At 51.7% G+C, this 23,041-nt stretch carries 18 protein-coding genes; 12 read left to right on the plus strand and 6 right to left on the minus strand.

Annotated features, from left to right (window positions below; translation table 11 throughout):
* The 10 genes from D6024_RS08380 to D6024_RS08430 form a co-directional block, all read left to right on the plus strand.
* A partial coding sequence (locus tag D6024_RS08380) for a T9SS type A sorting domain-containing protein (RefSeq protein ID WP_162944633.1) occupies positions 1–1,570 on the plus strand: 1,570 nt, incomplete at its 5' end.
* A 188-nt stretch (positions 1,571–1,758) separates the two neighbouring features.
* Complete coding sequence (locus D6024_RS08385; protein WP_121354175.1) at positions 1,759–3,783, plus strand: glycoside hydrolase family 65 protein; 2,025 nt, start codon at positions 1,759–1,761, stop codon at positions 3,781–3,783.
* Between the two features lie 72 nt (positions 3,784–3,855).
* On the plus strand, positions 3,856–4,374 hold the full coding sequence (locus D6024_RS08390) for a hypothetical protein (RefSeq protein ID WP_162944634.1): 519 nt from the start codon (positions 3,856–3,858) through the stop codon (positions 4,372–4,374).
* 40 nt (positions 4,375–4,414) lie between these two features.
* Positions 4,415–5,761: a vanadium-dependent haloperoxidase gene (locus D6024_RS08395; protein WP_121354177.1), complete on the plus strand. Its 1,347-nt coding sequence runs from the start codon at positions 4,415–4,417 to the stop codon at positions 5,759–5,761.
* Positions 5,762–5,770: 9 nt separating this feature from the next.
* The gene (locus D6024_RS08400) at positions 5,771–6,886 is read left to right on the plus strand and encodes a hypothetical protein (RefSeq protein WP_121354178.1); all 1,116 of its coding nucleotides are present in this window, start codon (positions 5,771–5,773) and stop codon (positions 6,884–6,886) included.
* Positions 6,887–7,033: 147 nt separating this feature from the next.
* Positions 7,034–7,957, plus strand: a complete 924-nt coding sequence (locus D6024_RS08410) for a transporter (protein ID WP_205573252.1) — start codon at positions 7,034–7,036, stop codon at positions 7,955–7,957.
* An 18-nt stretch (positions 7,958–7,975) separates the two neighbouring features.
* Positions 7,976–9,523 (plus strand): phosphatase PAP2 family protein, encoded by a 1,548-nt coding sequence (locus D6024_RS08415; RefSeq protein WP_121354181.1) that lies wholly within the window; start codon positions 7,976–7,978, stop codon positions 9,521–9,523.
* A gap of 426 nt (positions 9,524–9,949) precedes the next feature.
* The gene (gene treA / locus D6024_RS08420; RefSeq protein ID WP_121354182.1) at positions 9,950–11,509 is read left to right on the plus strand and encodes an alpha,alpha-trehalase TreA; all 1,560 of its coding nucleotides are present in this window, start codon (positions 9,950–9,952) and stop codon (positions 11,507–11,509) included.
* A 212-nt stretch (positions 11,510–11,721) separates the two neighbouring features.
* The gene (locus D6024_RS08425; protein WP_121354183.1) at positions 11,722–12,621 is read left to right on the plus strand and encodes a DUF72 domain-containing protein; all 900 of its coding nucleotides are present in this window, start codon (positions 11,722–11,724) and stop codon (positions 12,619–12,621) included.
* Between the two features lie 243 nt (positions 12,622–12,864).
* A complete protein-coding gene (locus D6024_RS08430; protein WP_121354184.1) occupies positions 12,865–13,092 on the plus strand; it encodes a hypothetical protein in 228 nt (75 codons plus the stop codon).
* Here D6024_RS08430 and D6024_RS08435 read toward each other — a convergent pair.
* The 6 genes from D6024_RS08435 to D6024_RS08460 form a co-directional block, all read right to left on the minus strand.
* On the minus strand, positions 13,089–13,979 hold the full coding sequence (locus D6024_RS08435) for a TIM barrel protein (RefSeq protein ID WP_121354185.1): 891 nt from the start codon (positions 13,977–13,979) through the stop codon (positions 13,089–13,091). The genes D6024_RS08430 and D6024_RS08435 overlap by 4 nt on opposite strands.
* Before the next feature lie 18 nt (positions 13,980–13,997).
* On the minus strand, positions 13,998–14,627 hold the full coding sequence (locus D6024_RS08440; protein WP_121354186.1) for a gluconate 2-dehydrogenase subunit 3 family protein: 630 nt from the start codon (positions 14,625–14,627) through the stop codon (positions 13,998–14,000).
* A gap of 117 nt (positions 14,628–14,744) precedes the next feature.
* Positions 14,745–16,274: a Gfo/Idh/MocA family protein gene (locus tag D6024_RS08445; protein ID WP_240409989.1), complete on the minus strand. Its 1,530-nt coding sequence runs from the start codon at positions 16,272–16,274 to the stop codon at positions 14,745–14,747.
* A 104-nt stretch (positions 16,275–16,378) separates the two neighbouring features.
* Positions 16,379–18,061 (minus strand): GMC oxidoreductase, encoded by a 1,683-nt coding sequence (locus D6024_RS08450; RefSeq protein ID WP_121354187.1) that lies wholly within the window; start codon positions 18,059–18,061, stop codon positions 16,379–16,381.
* Between the two features lie 74 nt (positions 18,062–18,135).
* Positions 18,136–19,020, minus strand: a complete 885-nt coding sequence (locus tag D6024_RS08455; RefSeq protein WP_121354188.1) for a hydroxypyruvate isomerase family protein — start codon at positions 19,018–19,020, stop codon at positions 18,136–18,138.
* 11 nt (positions 19,021–19,031) lie between these two features.
* Positions 19,032–20,279: a nucleoside permease gene (locus D6024_RS08460; RefSeq protein ID WP_121354189.1), complete on the minus strand. Its 1,248-nt coding sequence runs from the start codon at positions 20,277–20,279 to the stop codon at positions 19,032–19,034.
* A gap of 296 nt (positions 20,280–20,575) precedes the next feature.
* Between D6024_RS08460 and D6024_RS08465 the strand changes: the two genes are divergently transcribed.
* Together D6024_RS08465 and D6024_RS08470 are read left to right on the plus strand one after the other, a co-directional pair.
* On the plus strand, positions 20,576–21,730 hold the full coding sequence (locus D6024_RS08465; protein ID WP_162944635.1) for a Gfo/Idh/MocA family protein: 1,155 nt from the start codon (positions 20,576–20,578) through the stop codon (positions 21,728–21,730).
* 251 nt (positions 21,731–21,981) lie between these two features.
* Complete coding sequence (locus D6024_RS08470; RefSeq protein ID WP_121354191.1) at positions 21,982–23,037, plus strand: sugar phosphate isomerase/epimerase family protein; 1,056 nt, start codon at positions 21,982–21,984, stop codon at positions 23,035–23,037.
* Positions 23,038–23,041: the final 4 nt, after the last annotated feature.

A 23,041-nucleotide genomic window follows, 5' to 3' on the forward strand; every position in this document is an offset into this window, starting at 1 on the left:
GGTGGCCAGTGTGGATCCCACAACGGGATTGGTGACGGCGTTGAAAGCGGGAACGACCAACATTATCTATACGGTATCCAGCGGCTGCAATGCGCCCAAGACAGCGCAACAGGCCCTGACGGTAGTGGGTGATGGCACCATCAGCTTTACTTCGGCTTCAGGCACCAATGCACAAACAAAATGTGTGAATACCGCAATTGCCAACATCACCTATGCCGTGGGTGGAACATCGACCGGCGCAACCGTGAGTGGCCTTCCCAATGGCGTAACGGGTACTTACAATAGCGGTGTGGTGACAATTTCCGGTACACCAACTGAAGCCGGTACATTCAACTATACAGTCAACACGACAGGTTCTCCTTGTGTAAACCCAACGGCGACCGGTAGCATCGTTGTAACGCCCAATACCATCTGTGCGACGTACACCGGTCCATATTTGGTGAACACGTCATCAACCACCACCGGTGGAACAGCAACGTTTAACCTGTCATTTACTATTTCCGGCCTGTCCGGAGCCAATTGCAACAGTCTGTCGGGACTACAGAGCAGCAATTTCACGGTAATACCAAGTCCTTCGTCGGGTGTTAGCATTGGCCAGATTTCGTACAACGCATCGACCAATGTTGTATCGGCGCCGGTGACAGTTGTTTTGAGTTCCAATCAATATTCCAGCACGATCCAGTTTAATCTCACAATTTCAAATGGCACGAAGAATTTTGTCTTCGGCAATTGTGTCGATGTTCCATTGGTGACCGTTTCCACACTGGCGACAGGTTTCGTTACAGGCGGCGGGTACATCATCCCCACAACATCAAACGGAACACAGATTGTGGGTGCAAACGGCAACCGGAACAATTTCGGTTTCAACATCAAATACAATAAGTCGCAAAAGCAATTGCAGGGCAACTGGAACACGATTGTCAGGTCATTGCAGGCAGACGGAAAAATTCACCTGTTCCAGGTGAAAAGCAGCCAGCCTTATTCATTGGTTGTCGGGCAAATTTCAGCAACTTCTTACAGGGCTGACATGGTGTTTACTGCTGCAAACATCCAGGATCTTACGACTGGACAGGGATTTGGAACCGGTACCGCTTATGTTACAGTGTATGATAACGGTGAACCAGGGATTAATGTTGACCAGATCTATATCAAAGTAGTGAACAATGGTAGTAAGATCTACGAAAGTTCCCTCGGCGGACCGCTGAATACGTCGTCCTATCAGGTTCCGAAACTGAATGCGGGTAACATACAAATCCACACGTTTGGCGGACCAGGTGTGAGCAACAATTTGCAGGTACAAACGATCGACCAGCCGTCCGATCAACGCCTGAAGTTGAATGCATTGCCAAACCCGTCACGAAGCAGCTTCACCCTTCAGTTGCATGGATCTGCAAGCGAAAAAATGCAGGTGCGTGTAGTGGATGTTATGGGAAGAACAGTTCAGTTGTTGAACAACCTTTCCTCCGGTCAGACCCTGAACCTGGGTGCGGATTACAAGGTGGGTGTTTACATCGTGGAACTGAGCCAGGGCGGCAATCGAACACAAACAAAGATTGTAAAAACCAATTAGCTTTCATTCTGGTGAAAAGCTAACAAGGTGGCCCTCGCGGCCACCTTTTTTTATTTGCCTACACAAAAGATTCCTGGAAGAAAGTACAACGCCAACTATCGGCAGCAATTAAGGTAAACTCGTTTATATTAGCTGCTCTGAACAACCGGTAACAAACAACTGTTCCCGTTTTTAAACCCATTGCTGCTATGAATCGTCTGCTGCTTTTTTTTGCGCTCCTGCCTGCGACCGTTCTTTTTTCACAAGACCCATGGAAGGTGGAAGCCGCTACCATCAATCCGTCCAATTATTACGGGGTCACCGTTGCCAACGGTATGATCGGGATCGTGTCGTCGCCTGAAGTGTTCAAGGTGAAAGACGTTGTGCTGGCAGGTGCGTACGACCTGTACGGCAGGGGGCGGGTCAGCAATTTCCTGCGCAGCTTTAACCTGCTGAACATGCGCCTGTCGGTAGATGGCCGTGAGTTGAACAGTTCCGCTGCCTCTAATCTGAAGCAGAGTCTTGACATGAAAGGTGCTTCGTTTACCACCACCTTCGATTATGGTGACAAGGCTTCTGTCAGCTACACTTATTACTCCCTTCGGCATCTTCCGTTTACTGTTTTGATGGATGTTACCGTCACGGCAAAAAAAGACATTTCCATCACCGGTAGCAGCGTGATGGAAGCACCCGATGCCCTGCGGGACGTGCAGAATTATTACAACGAGATCGACCGGCCGCACGTCGTCATCAGCCTTTTGACATCGTCGGCCAAATCGCCTACGGGTAAGTTGCTCATGTGTGCGTCCAATACCTTTCTTTTTAGCGAGCCGCATGGCCAGGAGCCCCGCGTCATCCACGAAATGTGGGACAACAACATGCACCTGATGAAATTCACCCGCAGTATTAAGGCGGGGCAGAGCTACCGTTTTTCGATTGCCGGTTCGTCCATTACATCGGCCCACCACGATGACCCGCTCAACGAGGCCGAGCGACTGACCATTTATGCCAAACTGGAAGGCCGCGACCGTTTGTTGCAGTTCCATCAAAAAGCCTGGGACGAACTCTGGAAAAGTGATATCCGGATCGAAGGCGACGCACAGGCGCAGCAGGATGTGCACAGCATGCTCTATCACCTTTATTCCTTTGTACGGGAAGGCTCGGCCTTTTCGCCTTCGCCGATGGGGTTGAGCGGGTTGGGGTACAACGGTCACGTATTCTGGGATGCGGAATTGTGGATGTACCCGGCGCTTTTGGTGATGCGTCCCGAACTGGCAAAAAGCATGATCGAGTACCGTTTCCAGCGCCTGGAAGCGGCCAGGCGAAACGCCTTTGCCAACGGGTTTAAAGGAGCAATGTTCCCGTGGGAGAGTGCCGATAGCGGCGTGGAAGAAACCCCTGTCTGGGCGCTGAGCGGACCGTTTGAGCACCATATTACGGCCGATGTGGCCATTGCAGCCTGGAATTATTATGCCGTTACCCAGGACAAGCAGTGGTTGCGGGAAAAAGCCTGGCCCATTCTTTCCGCCACCGCGGATTTCTGGGCGTCACGGGTGGAGCGGAATGGCCCGGGACAGTATGAAATTAAAAATGTCGTCGCTGCCGACGAGTGGGCGGAGAACGTGGACAATAACGCGTTTACCAATGCAGCGGCTAAAGCCAACCTGCAATATGCCACGCAGGCCGCCGGGCTGCTGGGCATCGTACCCAATCCGGACTGGATGAACGTAGCCCGGAACATTCCCATCCTCAAGATGGAGAATGGTGTAACCCAAGAACACGCTGCCTACAAGGGCGAAGGAATCAAACAGGCTGACGTCAATCTCCTGGCTTATCCACTGAAAGAAATTACCGATCCGAAACAGATCCAGAAAGACCTGGAGTACTACGAATCCCGGGTACCCAACGAAGGCACACCGGCCATGACCCAGGCGGCCTTTACCCTTTTGTATGCGCGGTTGGGCAACAGGGAAAAAGCGGCACACTGGTTCCGTGATTCCTATGTGCCGAACCTCAACCCGCCCTTCCGTGTCATTGCCGAAACGAAGGGCGGAACCAACCCGTATTTCGCCACGGGAGCCGGCGGCATCCTGCAATCGGTGATTATGGGCTTTGGTGGAATCGAGATCACTCCTGGCGGCCTGCGGCAGATCAAGACGGTTTTACCGAACGGCTGGCGCAGTTTGACGATTACCGGTGTAGGACCCGAAAAGAAAACTTTCACCAATCAATAATTTTCCTATCTTGACCTTGCTTTTGAGGACTGCTTGAAACGACTGCCTGCCATATTATTTCTGCTCATTCTTGTGTTCAATTTCATTGGATACCGGATGGTGATCGCCTACATGCAAAAGGACGGCGATACAGTTTTGGAAAAAAAGCTGGACCGGCAGCAATACAACGACAACGAGCTCGTTTCCATCAAGACAAAACTCAACCTTCCTTATTACACCAGTTCGCAGGATTTTGAAAGAAGCTATGGTTCCATCACCATCGAGGGGGTGGTGTACGAGTATGTCAAGCAGCGGGTGTACAACGATACGCTGGAGCTGCTTTGTCTTCCTAACGCAACGAAAACAAAGCTGCAGAATGTCAAGAACGAACTGACGAAATCGTCGGCCGACGGCCAGGCTTCGCTGCCGCAAAAAAAGGCACCGTCGAGCCTCAAGCTTTCGCTTCCCGACTTCTGCCAGCCAATCCAAACATATTCTGCACAGCAACCGGCTGCAATCCGTGAGCACTTCGTTTACAACGTACTGCTCTCATTGCCCGGCCATCACGGCCGCCTGGAACAGCCTCCCCAGGCAATACAGTTCGCCTCCTGATTCATTTTTTTACACTGTATTGTTTTGAATTTACCCACGTATGAAAAAACTGTTGCTCATGCTGCCTTTGGCAGCAGGACTGTTCTCCTGTAAACAAAAAGATTTTGCGAAATACACCAACAACCCGCTTCTGTTTTCCAAAACCGTGAAGCGACTGAATGATGTTGTGCTGTATAATAACTTTTCACCGGTTGTGGCTTCCCGCAACTATGCCTATGCCAACATAGCCGCTTACGAATGCATCGCCGCCGGCGACAGTTCGTATCAAAGCCTGAGCGGGCAGATTAAGCACCTGCCCCAAATGCCCAGGCCCGAGGCCGGAAAGAAAATCGATTACCACCTGGCGGCCCTGTTGTCGTTTGTAAAGGTGGGCAATGCGGTGACCTTTCCCGAAGGCGTGTTGATGGATTACTACAACCAGTTGAAAGAAGGCGCCGACAGCGCAGGTATGCCGGGAGAAATGCTGAAGAACACGGTTGCCTTCAGCGATACGATTGCTGCCGCCATTTTGAAATGGAGCAAAGGCGACAATTATGCACAAACCCGCAGCGCCGAAAAGTTCACCGTTAAACAGGAAGATGGAAGATGGATTCCCACGCCGCCAATGTATGCCCAGGGTATGGAACCGCACTGGTGCGACATTCGTCCGCTGCTGATGGATTCGTCTTCGCAGTTCCTGCCGCCGTTGCCGCCCAAATACAACATGAAGGACAGCACCTCGCAGTTCTGCAAAGAGGTGATGGAAGTAAAGCGCACCGGTGAAACGCTGACAGCGGAGCAAAAGCAGATTGCCGATTTCTTCGACGACAACCCGTTCAACCTGCATGTAACAGGCCACGTGATGTACGCCACAAAGAAGTTCTCGCCTCCCGGTCACTGGATGAACATTGTGGGCATTGCTGCACAAAAATCAGGAGCCGATTTCAATAAGACCGTTGCTGCCTACACCGAAACCGCCATTGCCTTGTTTGATGGTTTTATTGCCTGCTGGAAAGCCAAATACCAGCACAACACCGTACGACCCGAAACGGTCATCAACAAGCTGCTGGACCCGAGCTGGCAACCCTATATTCAAACCCCGCCTTTCCCTTCGTACGTGAGTGGCCACTCCGTGATCTCGGCTGCATCGGCCGAAGTGATGACGCATCATTTTGGCGACAACTTCGCGTACACCGACTCTTCGGAACGAGAGTTCGGTATTCCCGACCGCTCCTTCAAGTCGTTCCGCGATGCGGCACAGGAAGCGTCCTGGTCACGCCTCTATGGTGGCATCCACTACCGCAGTGATCTGGAACAGGGCAATATTGTCGGAAAGACGCTGGGCGAATACGTGGTGCAGAAGCTCCATTTTAAAAAGAACGAAAATCAACTGACTTACACTCGTTAAACTTATTTTATGAAACGAATTCTCTCTATCGCCATAATTTTTACACTGCTTCACCACACGGCTTCTTCACAGGGCTGCGTGGCCATTCGTAACAATGGTGCCGCCTGCACCATGATGGGTTATCATTACGATGCCGACCACAAACCTGTGCAGGCTTCACCCTGGAATTTTGCCATCAACAGCCGTTATTTTAAATCCTACAAGCATTTCGTTGGAACGGAGGAACAAAAGGAAAGAGTGGAAGCCGGAACAGAGGTCATCAACCATTCCTTCTCTACCGAGTTGGGCCTGACACGGCAACTGGGCACTCGGTGGTCACTTGCCTTGTTTGCCCCGTTCATCAGCAATACCCGTTCGTCGATGTACGAACACTATGGCAACACCAGCAAGAGCCCCAATGCCCGCCGCGACACCCGTTCGTTTGGCTTGGGTGATGTTCGCGTTGCCGCATACTACTGGCTGGTGGATCCGGCGAAACTGACAAAGGCAAACATCCAAATCGGTGCTGGCATCAAGCTGCCCACAGGCGATTACCGCTACCAGGATTTCTTCTGGCGGAACGACAGCTCCAAAGTGCTGGGACCCGTTGACCAATCCATCCAATTAGGCGATGGCGGAACCGGCTTTACACTCGAGGCCAATACCTACCTGAACCTGTCGAAGCATACTAGTCTTTATGCCAACGGCTTTTACCTGTTCAACCCGCGGGAACAGAACGGTGTGTCTACGGCCCGGGGCGGCGTGCCTGCCGCAAGCGCCATTGCCTACGGCAGTGATGTAATGAGTGTGCCCGACCAGTTTATGGCCCGCATCGGTGCTTCCTATGCAGCCGAGCGCTTTAGTCTTTCGGGTGGCATGCGCATCGAAGGCGTACCGGCCAAAGATGTCTTTGGTGGCAGCAATGGTTTCCGCAGACCCGGCTATGTGCTTTCCGCCGAGCCCGTGGTGGCTTACCATGCAAAGGCAGCGTTGTTGTATCTCTCCGTGCCTGTTGCCATTGTACGCGACCGTATCCAAAGCGTGCCGGATAAGATTCGTACTGAAAAGACAGGCGTGTATGCCCAGGGTGATGCAGCCTTTGCCGATTACACCATCAACGTGGGTGTTTCGTTCCCGCTGCGCTAAAACTAATTTTTTTACAAGTAAGCATTGCGTGCAGGCGTCGCACAACGTTCAAAACAGGTTTCTCTGTTTTGAACGTTGTGCTGCACGCTTACTTCTCTGCTGAAAGTGATTTTGCCACCTCTTTCTTCTTCTTTAAACGACTTGCTTATGTCAGTTAAATCGATATTCAAACCATTCCGGTTTGTTTTTGCCATGACTCTTTTCTCCGCCACGGCAACCCATGCACAAACGGAGATGGATGCCATCATGATGAACAAACACCAGTTCTGCAGTGGCTTTGACTATATGCATTCCTCCTGGGACCGATACTGGGAAGGAACCCTGAAACGCACCAACGAGAACCTCGGAACAGTAACCACACAAGGCGTGATGTTCATGCCCAACTACGGCATTACCAGCAACCTCAATGTAATGGCCAGCGCCTCCTATGTGTGGACGGAAGCTTCAGCCGGAACCCTGAAGGGCATGAAGGGTCTGCAGGATCTATCGGTCTTTGTCAAATGGCGGCCGGTGGCCAAAAGCTTTGGCGCAAACAAACTGTCGCTTTTTGTGCTGGGTGGTTACTCGGCGCCACTGAGCAATTACGTGGTGGATTTCCTGCCCCTGTCGATCGGATTGGGAACAAAAAACCTGATCGGCCGCGGGATGGTGGATTTCCTGCACAAACGCATCAACGTGACGGCTTCCGCTGCTTACGTACGGCGCAGCAACGTAACGCTTGACCGCGACACGTATTACGATACGGAACTGCACCAGACCAATGAAGTGAAAATGCCCGATGCGGCGCAGTACCAGCTGCGGGCCGGCTACCGCGGGAAATACCTCCTGGCCGAAGCCCTGCTCAACAACTGGACAACGCTGGGCGGATTTGACATCACCCGCAACAACATGCCTTTTCCCAGCAACCGCATGAATGCAACATCTGTAGGCGTGCAACTGAAATACACGCTGAAAAGCAATACGCATTTGTCGCTGATCGGCGGTGGCAGTACCACCATTGCCGGCCGCAACGTGGGGCAGGCCACTGCGTTTAATGCCGGTGTTTTTTATGCCTTTTATTTCAAAAAATAAGCAAAGCCAAAACAGAATATGAAAAAGATTTTTTCCCTCTCAATACTGGTTGCCGGTGCCGGATTGCTGGTCTTGTCTTGCTCAAAAGCTATCACCGAACATACAGCCGATGCAGCGGCGCTGAACCCGGCAAACATCGACCTGAATGCCGGTGTGTGGAAACCGGTGCTGCTTTCTTCACCAACCGATGTTGCTGTTCCTGCGCCCATCGCCGCGACAACGCCTGATTACATTGCACAGATCAACGAGATCAAAACCTGGCAGGCCGACCTGACCACCGATGAAAAGGACCTGGTGAAATACTGGAGTGCGGGTGCAGTGCTCCGCTGGAACGAAATCATGCGGGAACTGGTGGCCAAACACAACGTGCCGCCGGCGCAAAATGCAGACGGCACCTACCCGGCGCCGAATGCCAATAACCCACTGGCCTATCCAACCTTCCCGTTTGCCAACCCGCCTTACGCGGCAAGAGCCTATGCCTATGTCGCCGCCGCGCAGTACGATGCGCTGGTCTCGGCCTGGTACTATAAAAAACTGTACAACAGGCCTGCGCCTTACAAGGTGGATGCGGCCCTCGCTGTGCTGGTACCAAAATCGGAGCTTCCTTCTTATCCGTCGGAAGACGCAGTGGTAGAAGGTGCCTCGGTGGAGATGCTGAAGCTGCTCTTTCCCGGCGACCAGGATTTTATCCAGCAAAAGGCCGAAGAACACCGCAGGGCAAGGCTGATTGCCGGCGCCAATGTGCGCAGCGACCTGGAAGCCGGCGAAGCGCTGGGCCGGGCCGTTGCACAAAAATTTGTCACCAGGGCAAGAGGCGACAGGGCCGGGACGGCTGGCGGCTCTCAGGTTCTCTGGACACAACTGGAGACCGATTGCATTGCTCGTGGCGAAACGCCCTGGATCAGCCAGGAATCGCCCAAGCGGCCACCCATGCTTCCGGTGTTTGGGAAAGTGAAGGGTTTTCTGGTGGACTCGCTTGCCTGTATTGCCCTCCGTCCCGCAGCACCACCATCTGCTTCCAGCACGAAGATGAAAAACGAGACAGAAGAAATTTACCAGTTGGTAAAAAATCCGACAAGGGAACAGATCCGGATCGTGCATTTCTGGGCCGATGGCGTGGGTACCGCCACGCCTCCGGGGCACTGGAATGCCATTGCTGCTGATGATTTCATTACGAAGAACTGGAGCGAAGTACGGTGGGCCCGCAACATGGCCTTGCTGAACATGGCCCTGATGGACGCGGCCATCGTGTGCTGGGAAACGAAGTTCTATTATTTCAATCCGCGGCCTTCGCAGCTGAACCCGGCGATCAAAACCCTTACCGGTTTGCCCAATTTCCCTTCGTACATCTCGGGTCATTCCACGTTTAGCGGCGCTGCGGCTGCCTTTCTCGGCCACGTTGTTCCTGAGAGGGCATCACAATACCAGGCCATGGCCAACGAAGCGTCGGTGTCGCGGATGTACGGTGGCATTCACTACCGCAGCGACTGCGAGCAGGGATTGGTAGTAGGGAAAAACGTGGGCCAGTTTGCGATCAACCGTGCGCAGGCCGATGGTGCCGAATAGCCGTTTACAAAATCAATTTCAGCCCATAAACTTTCTAGCATAGCATCATATCAAGGCTCCGGTTTCGTCCTGGGGCTTTCTTTTTTTAAAGGGATCATCCTTGTTTCAATTTATTGCCACCCATTGCCAGGTCGTGGTGAAACGCCAGACGTCAAACGTGAAACTATAGAGACGTTGTCGCTGGCCAACCTGTATCATGTTTCACTTCTCACATCTCACAATTGCTTCGCCGAGGCGTCTCCCGCAGCCGAAGATTGCTCCAAAACTTTCCTTTCGGCGACGCATCGGCTAACGGTATCTAAACCGGTTCGTTCCAACGGAAGATTATTTAAGGTGTATGCTCTTGAAGTGGGAAACGCATCGGAGAAGGGAATGCTTTTTCCTTTCTATCTTTAAGCAACGACTGTTCACTAAACATACGCTTTCATGAAAAAGCTTTCACCCCTTTTTCTTTTTCTTGTTACGATCATCCATGCACAGACAACCCTTACACCCGACAAACTCTGGGATGGCCTTTTCAAAGACGTACAGCTCACAAGGGCTTTTGGCGACAACAAAACCTTTGTGGACATGGTGCCGCAATACAAGCCGAACGTGATATTGAAAAAATATGCGGCGCTGAAAAAAAGAGACAGCGCCAGCCTGCGGGCTTTTGTGGTTGCCAATTTTTATTTGCCCGGCACGCCCCCGGTGCATTTTACGGAAGGCCTTTCGCTGCAGCAGCACCTGGCAGAACTCTGGAATACGCTGACCCGTCCGAAAGACAGCATCCGCAAAAACAGTTCGCTGCTGCCCTTGCCTGGTTCGTACGTGGTGCCGGGTGGCCGTTTCCGTGAGATCTATTACTGGGACAGTTATTTTACCATGCAGGGTCTTGCCGTTAGCAACCGCTACGACCTGATCGAGGACATGCTGGACAATTTTGCATTTCTCATTGAAAAATACGGGCACATTCCCAACGGTAACCGCAACTACTATTTAAGCCGCTCGCAGCCGCCGTATTTTGCGCAGATGGTTTCCCTGCTGCACGAGAAGAAAGGCGATGCCGTGTATAAAAAATATTTGCCGGCGCTGGAAAAAGAGTATGCGTTCTGGATGGAGGGAGCCACCACCCTTAAGCCTGGCACTGCACACCGGCGTGTCGTAAAGCTTCCCGATGGAAATGTACTGAACCGCTACTACGATGATAACAATGCACCGCGGCAGGAATCCTATCTCCAGGATGTTACCACGGCAAAGGACTACAGGAACAAGGACGGGAAGGCCTTCACCAACCTGCGGGCCGGGGCGGAAAGCGGATGGGATTTCAGCAGCCGCTGGTTCCAGGATACGCTGCACCTGACTACGATTGAAACAACGAACATCATCCCGGTCGATTTGAACTCCCTGTTGTATGCTTATGAAACGGTGTTGATGCAGGCCGAAAAAGCGGTTGGCCGGTCTGCAAAAGCAGAACTGTATGCACAAAAAGCAACGAAACGCAAGGCCGCTTTGCAAAAATATTGCTGGAACGAAGAGCTCCGCTTTTTCTTCGATTATGATTTCACCGAAAAAAACACAACAGATAAATGGAGCCTGGCGGGTGTACTTCCCCTGTTTGCAAATGCAGCAAGCAGGGAGCAGGCGGCCAATGTAAAGAAAGTCGTGGAAGAAAAGTTCTTGCGTGATGGAGGCGTAGTTACATCTCTTTATCGCACCGGCCAGCAATGGGATGCTCCTAACGGCTGGGCGCCCTTGCAGTTTCTGACGGTAAAAGGATTGATGAATTACGGGCAGAACGATTTGGCAAAAACAATCGCCGAGCGCTGGATGACCGTAAATGAAAAAGTGTTCAAGGCTACAGGACGAATGCTGGAAAAATACAACGTGGAAAATACGGGCCTCGAAAGCGGTGGCGGTGAATATCCCACCCAGGATGGCTTTGGCTGGACCAACGGTGTGTACCTGAAGTTTTACGCGTTGTTCAAGGCAAAAACAGCGTTTTAGTGGGACGGTTGTCGCTCCATTTGCAGGTCATCCCTTGTTGCTTTGCGCTGTTCCTTTGAGCAGCAATTTGTACGAATAACCTAGTGGTGTGGACGTGTTCAATACGTTCGTCGCTTCATTGCCGGCGTTATCCTTTTTGGGCAATCACAAATGGATGGGAAGGCGCAGGAACAGCAGGGCCGATTGCTAAAACGTTCAAAACAAACAAGCGTATGGATTTTGGGAAAGTCGCATACAATTTACTCGACACAATTGACTTTACGCTCCCCCCGGAACCACTGATCAACAAAGAGGTGCTTCCCGGAAAACGGGTGGAAAATCCCCGCGTGTACGTTGGCTGTCCGCGGTGGAGTGTCAAGGAGTGGGTAGGGAAGCTGTACCCGAAAGGAACAAAGGATTCGCACTTTTTGGACGAGTATGTCAGGCAGTTCAATTGCATCGAACTGAATTCAACCTTTTACAATTTGTATGACGAAGCGGCGATTGCCAAATGGGCTGCCAAAGCGGGTGAAAGCGATTTTAAATTTTGTCCGAAACTATTCCAGGGCATCAGTCATGAAGGGCACCTGGAGTACAAGGGCCCATTGACACAGGCCTTTGAAAAAATGGTATCGGCATTTGGCCGGCACCTCGGGCCCTCCTTCCTGCAGTTGAGCGATGGCTTTGGCCCGCAGCGAAAAAAGGAACTGGGACATTACCTGCAACACGTGACGCCATCATTTTTCCTGTTTCTAGAACTGCGCCACCCCGGCTGGTTTACCGGCGGCGAAACGGAGCGGCTGGTGCAATTTCTGCGCAAGGTGCAAAAAGGAATGGTGATTACCGACACCGCGGGCCGCCGCGATTGCTGTCATATGCACCTGGCCGGATCCTGCTCCCTCGTTCGCTTTGTGGCCAACAACCTGCATCCGACCGATTACGCAAGAATCAATGGCTGGGTGGAGCGGATTGCTTTCTGGATCGAAAACGGCTTGTCCGAGCTCTACTTCATCATTCACATGCCGGAAGAAAAACATTCGCCTGAGGTCGCAGGCTACCTCGTTGATCGGCTCAATGCCGCCTGCGGATTAAGGCTCAAGAAACCGGTTTTGTTACAGCAGGAATTGTTTTGAAAAGGATATTAGGATAGTGGGATATTGGATATTATACCGTTATCTGTTTGCTTACCTGTGGCTGCCAACGGAGCAATGCCTTGTCAGACCTGCGTTTCCCCGATTGCCGATGGAACCTTGCAAACCGATTAGATGATAAGATATTGGGAAAAGGCTTCGCTGATCGAATGCCGAACAGTTAACGGCAAACCACACTTGGTAGGATAATTGTACATCTACAACCGAAAGGCAAAAATTTGACAGATGAAAAAGGTATTTTCTTCCCTGTTGGCAGTGTGTTTATTGGCCGCCTGCGGCAACGACAAAACCACGAAATCAGAAACGGAGACAAATTCGACGACAACGGGACCCGGAACCCCGGCCGTTGAAAATGTAAATGGCAATGTGCCCGATACTGCAAACAGTGTTACACTGAACAAGCCCTTACCCAAGGACTCGTCCAGTGTAAACGATTCTGCTGCCCACCATTAAGCGAAGCGGAAATTTTTCATGTAGGCCGCGTCTTCCCTGGCTGCGACCAGCGGCGTAGTGCCTTCGTAGGCTTCCTGCTCTACGATGTAGTATTTCATGCCGTTTTGCGCGGCCGTCTTTAAGATTTGCGGGAAGTTGATAGAGCCGGTACCCAATACGACAGAGACATTTTGGGTAGTAGCACCTACGCCTTTTTGCCGGTCTTTCACATGGCAAAGGCGGAAGCGGTTAGGGTATTTTTGGAACCAGGCTTCGGGGTTTTCGCCGGCATTCACCACCCAGTAAATATCCATTTCAAAATCCACGAGGTCTTTGTTCGTGGCCTGCATCATTACATCTTGTGGAAGCTGCCCATCCGTGGGCTTGAAACTGTAATCGTGGTTGTGATAGGCAAAGCGGATTCCGTTTTTGCGACACACTTCCCCCCGTTGATTAAACGTGTCGGCAGCCCGCTTGTAATCATCCAGACTTTTTTGCGGACCGAGGTAAGGACAAATCAGGTATTTCATCCCGATCGCGGCGGCCTGTGCGGCTTTACGCTCAAAGTCCTGGTTGATGTTGCAGTGGCTGGTAATGAATTTCATACCCAGGTCGTCCATGAACTTTTTGAAGTCGGTATGACTCATGCCCCAGAACATGCCCTGCGGTCCCTCGTAACCTTCCAGTTGCTTATAGCCCATAGAGGCCACTTGCGTCAGTACGCCTTTGGGATCTTTGGGTAAATCGTCACGAAGGGTATAAAGCTGCAAGCCAAATTCGTTGTTGATGCTGGACTGGGCTTTGGACACCGGGCTGCAGCCCGTGAGGCCTCCTGTTAGAGGACCCAGGGCGAGACCTGCACCAATCGCCGCAGACAGCCGGAGAAAATCTCTTCGCTGGTAATTCATGTGTACGATCTTTTGAGTTTATACAATGACTTTATCGCCTTTCTTATAGGGCACACAACCTTCGTAGCGGCCCGGCACCGGCAGGTAGCGAACGGCCTGAGTCATCCCTGGTTTGGACGTAAAGAAACCCAGGAGGGTTAATTGCTTCATCATCGTGAAGTAATGCGGGGCCATGTGTTGCTTCACATAGCCTTTATTGCCCTTGGTATTTTCTTCTTTTTCTTTTGCAGACTCTTTGCCGTTGAAGTCTGAAACTTTTTTCTGGTAGTCTTTGGCTTCTTTGTCTACTTCCACCAGCAAATCATGGCGCTGTTGCGGCGTGATGTTCATAAAGTCCTTGTCGAACTTCTTCTTGCTGGCGTCGTTCAGTTTGCCCAGGCCTTCCATGAAGGCTTTCTGGTCGGCTTCTTCGTAGCAATCTCTTACCATCACTTTCATAAACTCACCCACATTGGCATCCTTGGCACCAGGAGTGCTGGTGCGGGGCAAAATGGTTTCACCTACTTCGTTCAGGTAGGCAATATCCTCCGGTGTCAGCTCCGCAATGCTTTCCGTTTTGGTTTTACAACCGGATAAAAAGGCATCTGCGCCAATGACAGCACCGCCCATCAGGATGCTGATATATTTTACGGCTTCTCGGCGATCCATATGTTTCGTTTAAAATTTTTTGTTTGTTGTTCGATTGTTTGATGCTTTGTAAAAAATGCCAGGAATAAGTTCCTGTTTCGACATTCGGCATTCCCTGTTCATTGGATCTTCTGTTCCTCAGGTCCAGTTCAGGTTGTAACCTTGCCTGTACGTGCGTCGCACATACTGGTTTACGTCGTCGAAATTGGTCACTTTCATGTTGGCATTGTCCCAAACCAGTTTGATGCCGCGGCCCGGGAAGCTGAACCCGTTGCCATTTTCTCTCGGCTTGCGGATGTCGGCAGCACGGATCGCCAGGTTGGCCATCAGCAACAATTCGGTCAGCGGTCCGGCCACTTCAAACGGCGAGCTGACTTCCTTTTTCCCATGACCGGCAATCGCGGCTTCCACCCATTGGGCGTAGTGACCCTCGGCGCCGCCCGGAACCCTGGGCAGCGGGTTTTTGATGCCAGGATAAGGATACACCACTTCTTCCACTTCCCGGGCCGGCTGGTTTGGGTTGTTGGAGGGGCGCATGACCTTGGTCAGCTTGGTGCGGCTCGTTGGTAACAGGCGCGGATTGACACCGTAGGTACCGCACATCATCTTGCCCTTGGTGCCGATAAACAGCGTGCCGTTGCCACCATCGCCGAACACTTCGTTGGGGCCCAGCTCTTCCGGACGTTCGGGTTGTATGCCGCCATCCATCCAGTGTACCGTCACGGGACCTTTTGTTTTAGCTGTTTTTGGGAAGGTAAGTGTCACATGGCTCGAAGGCGGGCAACTTTCGGGGAAATAACCGCGTTTGAACTCGTCCACGTAAACTGAGCCAACGCTGGCCTGCACATCACTGGCATACCGCAGATCAAGCACACGGAAAGCCACTTCCAGCATATGGGCACCCATGTCGCCCAGGGCACCGGTGCCGTAATCCCACCAGCCACGCCAGTTGAAAGGAACGATCTTCTCTACATAGTCTTTGTAAGGGGCTGTGCCCAGCCACAGGTTCCAGTCGAGACCCTTGGGCACTTCGGCTTTTTGTGAGGGCCACTGGATGCCTTGCGGCCATACCGGCCGGTCGGTCCATGCATAGATGGTATGCACATCGCCAATCAAGCCAGCATCAAACCACTCCTTCATCACCCGGGTTCCGTCGCCGGAGGAGCCCTGGTTACCCATTTGGGTCACGACGTTGTATCGTTTGGCGGCTTCCGTCAGCACCCTTGCTTCATAAATATCATGCGTCAGGGGTTTTTGCACGTAAACGTGCTTGCCCAGTTGCATGGCTGCCAGCGCCGGTGCGGCGTGGTTGTGGTCGGGAGTGGAAACGGAAACGGCGTCGAAGTTCTTGGATTCTTTGTCCAGCATCTCCCGCCAGTCTTTGTAATATTTTGCTTTGGGAAAGGATTTAACGGAATTGGCAGCCCTGCGGTCATCCACATCGCAGAGGAAGGCAATGTCGGCTTTTCCGCTCTTGAAAAAGTTGGCAATATCGCTTTCGCCTTTGCCGCCTACGCCGATACCGGCAATGAGCAGGCGGTCGCTGGGGGCAACGTATCCCTTGCCGCCCAGGACAAATCGCGGCACAATAAAAAAGCCTGCAGCGCCGAGCGCCGTATTCTTAATGAATTCCCTGCGGGAATTTGATGGTTGTGATTTTTTTTCCATTGACATACTGGTTAGGTTGGTGAAAAGAAGACGTGCAATGCCCATCCAAAACGATCAACCGAAAATCCTTCGATTCGCAGTTTGGCATTCCACGCCTTACGGGTTTACAAATTCATTTTCTTTAATTCCTTCACAGCGTGATCGGCTGCTCTTGCTGTCAGCGCCATATAGGTGAGTGAAGGGTTTACGCAGGAGGCTGAGGTCATGCAGGCACCGTCGGTCACATACACGTTCAAGGCATCCCACATCTGGTTGTTGCCATTCAGTACCGACGTCTTTGGATCGCGGCCCATGCGTGCCGTCCCCATTTCGTGAATTCCCATGCCCGGTGCATAGTCATTATCGTAGGTCTTTACATCCTTGACGCCTGCGGCATTCAGCATTTCGGCGGCGTCGTTTGCCATGTCCACACGCATTTTGCGTTCATTGTCTTTGATCTCCACATCCATGGCCAGTACAGGCAGCCCCCACTTGTCTTTTTTGCTCTTGTCGAGGTACACTCGGTTCTCGTGGTAGGGCAGCATCTCACCGAAGGCGGTCATACCCATGTTCCACTGGCCCGGTTCGCACAGGGCGTCCTTGTAATCGCCACCGATCGACATTTCGGCAATGTCGCGGCCCCATCCCTGGCGGCTGGCGCTTCCCTGGTAGCCAAAGCCACGCAGGTAATCACGCTTTTCGCCAAAAAGATTGCGATAGCGAACGACGTAAATACCGTTGGGTCGCTTGCCGTAAACATATTTGTCATCGTAGCCTTCGACACGGCCGCCGGCACCAACGCGGAAGTGGTGGTCCATCACGTTGTGCCCGAGTTCGCCGCTGCTACTACCGAGGCCATCGGGCCATACATCGGTGGCCGAATTCATCAGCACCCAGGCCGAATTCAGCGCCGAGGCGTTGAGGAAGACGATCTTGGAGAAGTAGTCGTAGGTCTGGTTGTTTTGCGCATCCAGGATGCGAACGCCTTTTGCCTTTTTCGTGTCCTTGTCGTAAATGATTTCTTTCACAATAGAAAACGGCCGAAGGGTCAGGTTGCCGGTTTTCATGGCAGCCGGCAGTGTGGCCGACTGCGTGCTGAAATAACCACCGAAGGGGCATCCAAGCCAGCATTTATCCCTGTACTGGCAGGAGCGGTTTTGCTCCGGCTTGGGCTGTGTGATATTGGCAACGCGGCCAATGGTCATGATCCGTTTGCCACCAAAATTCTGCTTAATGCGTGCAGCGACGTCCTTTTCCACGCAGTTCATTTCCATGGGTGGAAGGAAGTTGCCATCGGGCAATTGCGGCAATCCATCGCGGTTACCACTGATCCCGGCAAAACCTTCCGCGTACGTATACCAGGGTTCGATGTCTTTATAGCGAATCGGCCAGTCGATGGCGATGCCATCTTTGGCGTTGGCCTCAAAATCAAAATCACTGTGACGGTAGCTTTGACGGCCCCACATCAGCGAACGGCCACCCACGTGATAGCCACGGTACCAGTCGAATCGCTTGACTTCCGTGTACGGGCTTTCCTGGTCGTTGACCCAGTAGTGGAGGTTGCGTTCGTTCAGGGGATAATCGCGTTTCAGCACAGGGTAGTTCTTGATCATTTCCTGCGTTCTGCCGCCACGGTGCGGGAGCTCCCAGAGTTCGCGGTTTGCTTTTTCATAGCCTTTGCCGTGCGGGATGTCTTCGCCGCGTTCGAGCATTAAAACTTTGAGACCTTTTTCTGTCAGCTCTTTAGCTGCCCAGCCACCGCTGATACCGGAGCCAACAACGATTGCATCATACGTATTGTCTGCCATAGAACAGTTTGTCGTTTATTTGGTGAGTTGTTTGTTTCGTTTCTTTATAAATCAGGTGAACCGCCAGTTGCTGCCTACACATCGCACCGGCTGACGCCATCCTTCAGCCAGGCCACTTTTTCCTCGTTGTTCTTCCCTGTCGGGATAAACTCCTGCGCTACGTATCCTTTAAAGCCCGTGTCCAAAATGGCCTTCATGATGGCCGGGTAGTACAGTTCCTGTGTTTCGTTGATCTGGTGCCGGCCGGGTACACCACCGGTGTGGTAATGCCCAATAAACTGGTGATTGTTTTGAATTGTCCGGATCACATCGCCTTCATCGATTTGCATGTGATAAATATCGTAGAGCAACTTGAAATTGGGCGAGCCCAGTTCCTTGCACAGGGCAACGCCCCACGCGGTTTTATCACACATATAATCCTTGTGATCCACTTTGCTGTTGAGCAGTTCCATGTGGATGGTGATGCCGGCCTTTTCGGCCAGCGGCAGCACCTGTTTCAGGCCGGCCGCGCAATTTTTCAGGCCTGTTGCATCATCCATTCCATTCCGGTTGCCGCTGAACGTAATGACGTCTTTGTATCCGGCCTTGACCATCAGCGGGATGATCTCTGTAAAGTCTTTGATCAGGCGGGCATGCTGGCCCGGATCGTTCCAGCCTTTGGTTAAACTGTTTTCTCCGCTCGTATAACACATCGAGCTATACACATTGTACTTCTGCAAGGTTGGCCAGTCTTTTGGGCCCACCAGGTCGATGGCCGAGAAGCCGATTTTCTTGACGGTCTGACATAATTCCTCAATGGAAAGAAAACTGTAGGTCCAAGCGCAAACAGAGTGGTTGATATTTCCTTTCAAGCCTTTGGTTTTTGTAGTGTTCTCACAGCTTGCAAACGACACAGCCGGTGTGGCCGCAACAGCCGTACCGGTCAGCAATAAATTCTTAATTAATTTTCTTCTCTGCATGGAAATTCAATTTAGGTCAGGCGGGTTTCAGCCAGGCCGATTTCGGCCTCCGGTTCTGTAATAACTGGTTTCCGGTTATCCTTAAAGAGTAAAACAAAAAGTATCAGCACGGCAAACGCAATTCCGGCCGGCACCATCCAAATGCCTTTCCAGTTTACCACGTTGTTAACCGTGTACGCTTCCTTGACGTATCCCGATAGCAGGGTACCGATCCACATGCCGATGCCATAGGTTGCCATGGTGATCATTCCCTGCGCCTGGCTTTGAATGTTGACACCAGCTTTGCTGTCGGTATAAATCTGCCCGGTCACAAAAAAGAAATCGAAGCAGACACCATGCAGGATGATGCCGGCAAAAAGCATCCACATCCCGGCGTCTGCATTGCCGTAACCAAAGCAAAGGAAGCGAAGCGTCCAGGCGATCATGCCGATGGCGATCATCCATTTGACACCCAGCCGGCGGAAGAAAACCGGGATCAGCAAAATAAAAAGTGCTTCCGAGAATTGCCCGAAGGTCATGTTGCTCGTTGCGTTCTGCATACCCACCTCTGTGAGGAACAGGTTGGTAAAACTGTAGTAAAACGAAAGAGGGATACAGATCAGTACCGAGGCAAGAAAAAAGATGGCGAAGGAGCGGTCTTTGAACAGGACAAATGCATCCGCACCCAGGATTTGTTTGAAGGTGGCTTTTGTGCCTTTTGCCTTCGGTGGTGTATCGGGTAAAAAGAAACTGAGTACGGCAAGGATGAAAGAAGCAACGGCCGCCATCGTGAAGGTGAAGGCCAGTTGGTCGGTGCCGATCCTGAACACTTTGTCGATCATCCAGCCGGTGGCGATCCAGCCAATGGTACCAAAAACCCGGATAGATGCAAATTCTTTGCTGGTATCCGTCATTTGCCGGAAGGCAACCGAATTGGCCAGGGCCAGTGTGGGCGCATACATAAGGGAGTACAGCAGCAAAACCCAGTAAAACGAATTGGGATTTTGAATGGTGGTGATGTAGTACAACAACAAGGCGCCAACCAGGTGAAGCACGGCCAGCACTTTTTGTGCGGCGAAAAAGCGGTCGGCGATCATGCCAACGAAGAACGGCGAAATGATGGTGGCGATCGCCATGGCGCTGTAAGCCGCCCCGATCTGAACACCGCTTGCATGCAGTACCTTATCCAGGTAAGTCCCCATCGTCACATACCAGGCACCCCAAATAAAGAAATTCAGGAACATCATGACCGACAACTGCACACGGGTCGTTGCTTTCATTCGCCAACCGATTTAAAATTCAGGGAAAGAAAAAGATGAAATTGATATAGCAAGTGGGTAGTAACCATGTCTTGTTTTCGTTCAGCAAATACCAAGTGGTTTTAAATGTACAGCTTTTTGCAAACGGAGAAATTTTTTTTTGGAACAAAAATTACACATCAAAATCTTTTTGTCTGCAAGATTTTCGGCGATGCAAGAAAAACCCTTCTTAAATTTAGTCGCTTGAAAACCACAATTTAATCAACGATTGCAACTCCCTCCGGTGTTGACAAAAAAACCATTATTACGAACGAACTATGCGAAAATTACGAATGGGAATGATCGGCGGTGGACCTGGCGCTTTCATTGGCGCGGTACACCGGTCGGCCGCGGCCCTGGACGGCCTTATTGTACTCGTCTGCGGTGCCTTTAGCTCGGATCCTGAAAAGTCAAAGTCCATGGCTGGCGAACTGGACCTGCCGCCCGAACGCGTCTACGGTTCCTGGGAGGAAATGATTCGGAAAGAGGCCGCGATGCCCGAAGAGGAACGCATGGAAATCGTCAGCATCGTAACCCCCAATCACCTGCATTTTGGTCCGGCGAAGATGGCCCTTGAAAGCGGCTTTGATGTCATCATGGACAAGCCCATGACTTTTACATTGGACGAGGCCAAGGAATTAAAAAAGGTCGTTGAAAAAACGGGCCGCTATCTCTGCCTTACCCATACCTATTCCGGTTACCCGATGATCAAAGAAGCAAAGGAGCAGGTCAGGAGCGGGGCGCTGGGAACGATCCGGAAAATCTTTGTGACCTACCCGCAAGGTTGGTTGTCGCAATACCTCGAAGCCACCGGCTACAAGCAGGCGGAGTGGCGCACCGATCCGTCCCGCAGTGGCGCGGCAGGTGCCATGGGCGATATTGGTACGCATGCCTTCAACCTGACCGAATATGTCACGGGGTTGCAGGTAACCGCGTTGTGTGCACAACTGAATATTGTTGTGGAAGGCCGGAAGCTCGATGATGACGGTGCCGTATTGTTACAATATAATAATGGTGCAACCGGTGTGCTGATGGCTTCGCAAATCATGGCCGGTGAAGAAAATAACCTGACCATAAAAGTCTATGGCGAAAAAGGCGGGCTCGAATGGAGTCATGCGGATGCCAACAGCCTGCTGGTAAAAATGCTGGATGCACCGTACCAAACACTTCGTGCGGGAAACGGGTACCTGAGCGAACTGGCAAGGCATAACACCCGTACACCGTGGGGCCACCCCGAAGGGTTCTTCGAGGCCTTTGCGAACCACTACCGCAATTTTGCGTTGTGCGTCGAGGCGAGGAAAAATGGTGGACAGCCCAAAGCCGAATGGCTCGATTTTCCAACGGTCGATGACGGGGTCAGGGGAATGGCCTTTATCGAAAACGTGATTGCCTCGGGAAAATCAGAAAAGAAGTGGACAGCGTTTGAAGTGTAATGCGATAGTTGGATAATTCGACAATTGGATATTGTGACAATGCGATAATTCGATAAGGTGCTAATGGAAGGTGTGAGTGCAATTTGGTTGTTCTTTTCAGGAGACTGGCAGTTGAATGCCGATTGGATTTCGTTGCGTCGCACATCGCCGTTCGGTCGGTCTGCCGGGATTAAGAATATTCATTTTCAAATTATCAAATTATCACATTGAACTTGCCTTTTACAATTTGCTAATATTTATATTCTCTCATCATGAAGACCATTAAAGGACCTGGAATTTTTCTCGCCCAGTTTTTGGGCGACAAACCCCCGTTCAACGACATGAAGTCCATTTGCCAGTGGGCAAAAGACCTTGGCTATCGCGGCGTGCAGATCCCCACCTGGGATCCCCGTTGCATCGACTTGCAAAAAGCCGCCGAAAGCAAGACATACGCCGATGAACTGAAAGGCATGATCAATGAAATCGGCCTGGAGATCACCGAGCTGTCCACGCACCTGCAGGGACAATTGGTTGCCGTGCATCCGGCTTACGACGACCTCTTTGATGCATTTGCACCGGACAGTGCAAAGAAGAACCCAAAGGCCCGTACCGAATGGGCCGTGCAGCAAATGCGCTACGCAGCAAAGGCCTCCCAAAACCTGGGATTGACAGCCTGCCCTTCGTTCAGCGGTGCATTGCTCTGGCATACCTTTCACCCCTGGCCACAACGACCGGCAGGCCTGGTGGAAGAAGGGTTTAAAGAACTGGGCAAACGCTGGACACCCATCCTCAATTATTTCGACGAGTGTGGTGTGGATGTAGCCTACGAGATTCATCCCGGCGAAGACCTGTTCGACGGCGAAACCTACGAGATGTTTTTAGCAGAAGTCAACAATCATCCCCGTGCCTGCCTGTTGTACGATCCGTCTCACTTTGTGCTGCAGCAACTGGACTACCTTGCCTACATCGATATTTACCACGAACGCATCAAAGCCTTCCATGTAAAGGATGCGGAATTTAATAAAACCGGTAAACAGGGAACCTTTGGCGGGTACCAGGGATGGTTGCACCGTGCCGGCCGTTACCGTTCTCCCGGTGATGGACAGGTGGATTTTAAAAGCATCTTCAGCAAACTGACCCAGTACGGCTATGGAAGCTGGGCGGTGATGGAATGGGAGTGCTGCATCAAGTCGCCGGAGCAGGGTGCCAAAGAAGGTGCGCCGTTCATTAACAGCCATATTATACAGGCAACGGCAAAAGCGTTCGACGACTTTGCCGGCGTGGCCGCCGATGAGGCATTTAATAAAAAAGTTTTAGGAATTTCGTAAAAAT

Source organism: Flavisolibacter nicotianae (assembly GCF_003628535.1).
GTDB lineage: Bacteria > Bacteroidota > Bacteroidia > Chitinophagales > Chitinophagaceae > Flavisolibacter > Flavisolibacter nicotianae.

Coding starts and splice junctions, on each gene's coding strand:
- D6024_RS08385 (WP_121354175.1), top strand. CDS start 1,759: ATGAATCGTCTGCTGCTTTTTTTTGCGCTCCTGCCTGCGACCGTTCTT.
- D6024_RS08395 (WP_121354177.1), top strand. CDS start 4,415: ATGAAAAAACTGTTGCTCATGCTGCCTTTGGCAGCAGGACTGTTCTCC.
- D6024_RS08400 (WP_121354178.1), top strand. CDS start 5,771: ATGAAACGAATTCTCTCTATCGCCATAATTTTTACACTGCTTCACCAC.
- D6024_RS08410 (WP_205573252.1), top strand. CDS start 7,034: ATGTCAGTTAAATCGATATTCAAACCATTCCGGTTTGTTTTTGCCATG.
- D6024_RS08415 (WP_121354181.1), top strand. CDS start 7,976: ATGAAAAAGATTTTTTCCCTCTCAATACTGGTTGCCGGTGCCGGATTG.
- treA (WP_121354182.1), top strand. CDS start 9,950: ATGAAAAAGCTTTCACCCCTTTTTCTTTTTCTTGTTACGATCATCCAT.
- D6024_RS08425 (WP_121354183.1), top strand. CDS start 11,722: ATGGATTTTGGGAAAGTCGCATACAATTTACTCGACACAATTGACTTT.
- D6024_RS08430 (WP_121354184.1), top strand. CDS start 12,865: ATGAAAAAGGTATTTTCTTCCCTGTTGGCAGTGTGTTTATTGGCCGCC.
- D6024_RS08435 (WP_121354185.1), bottom strand. CDS start 13,979: ATGAATTACCAGCGAAGAGATTTTCTCCGGCTGTCTGCGGCGATTGGT.
- D6024_RS08440 (WP_121354186.1), bottom strand. CDS start 14,627: ATGGATCGCCGAGAAGCCGTAAAATATATCAGCATCCTGATGGGCGGT.
- D6024_RS08445 (WP_240409989.1), bottom strand. CDS start 16,274: ATGGAAAAAAAATCACAACCATCAAATTCCCGCAGGGAATTCATTAAG.
- D6024_RS08450 (WP_121354187.1), bottom strand. CDS start 18,061: ATGGCAGACAATACGTATGATGCAATCGTTGTTGGCTCCGGTATCAGC.
- D6024_RS08455 (WP_121354188.1), bottom strand. CDS start 19,020: ATGCAGAGAAGAAAATTAATTAAGAATTTATTGCTGACCGGTACGGCT.
- D6024_RS08460 (WP_121354189.1), bottom strand. CDS start 20,279: ATGAAAGCAACGACCCGTGTGCAGTTGTCGGTCATGATGTTCCTGAAT.
- D6024_RS08465 (WP_162944635.1), top strand. CDS start 20,576: ATGCGAAAATTACGAATGGGAATGATCGGCGGTGGACCTGGCGCTTTC.
- D6024_RS08470 (WP_121354191.1), top strand. CDS start 21,982: ATGAAGACCATTAAAGGACCTGGAATTTTTCTCGCCCAGTTTTTGGGC.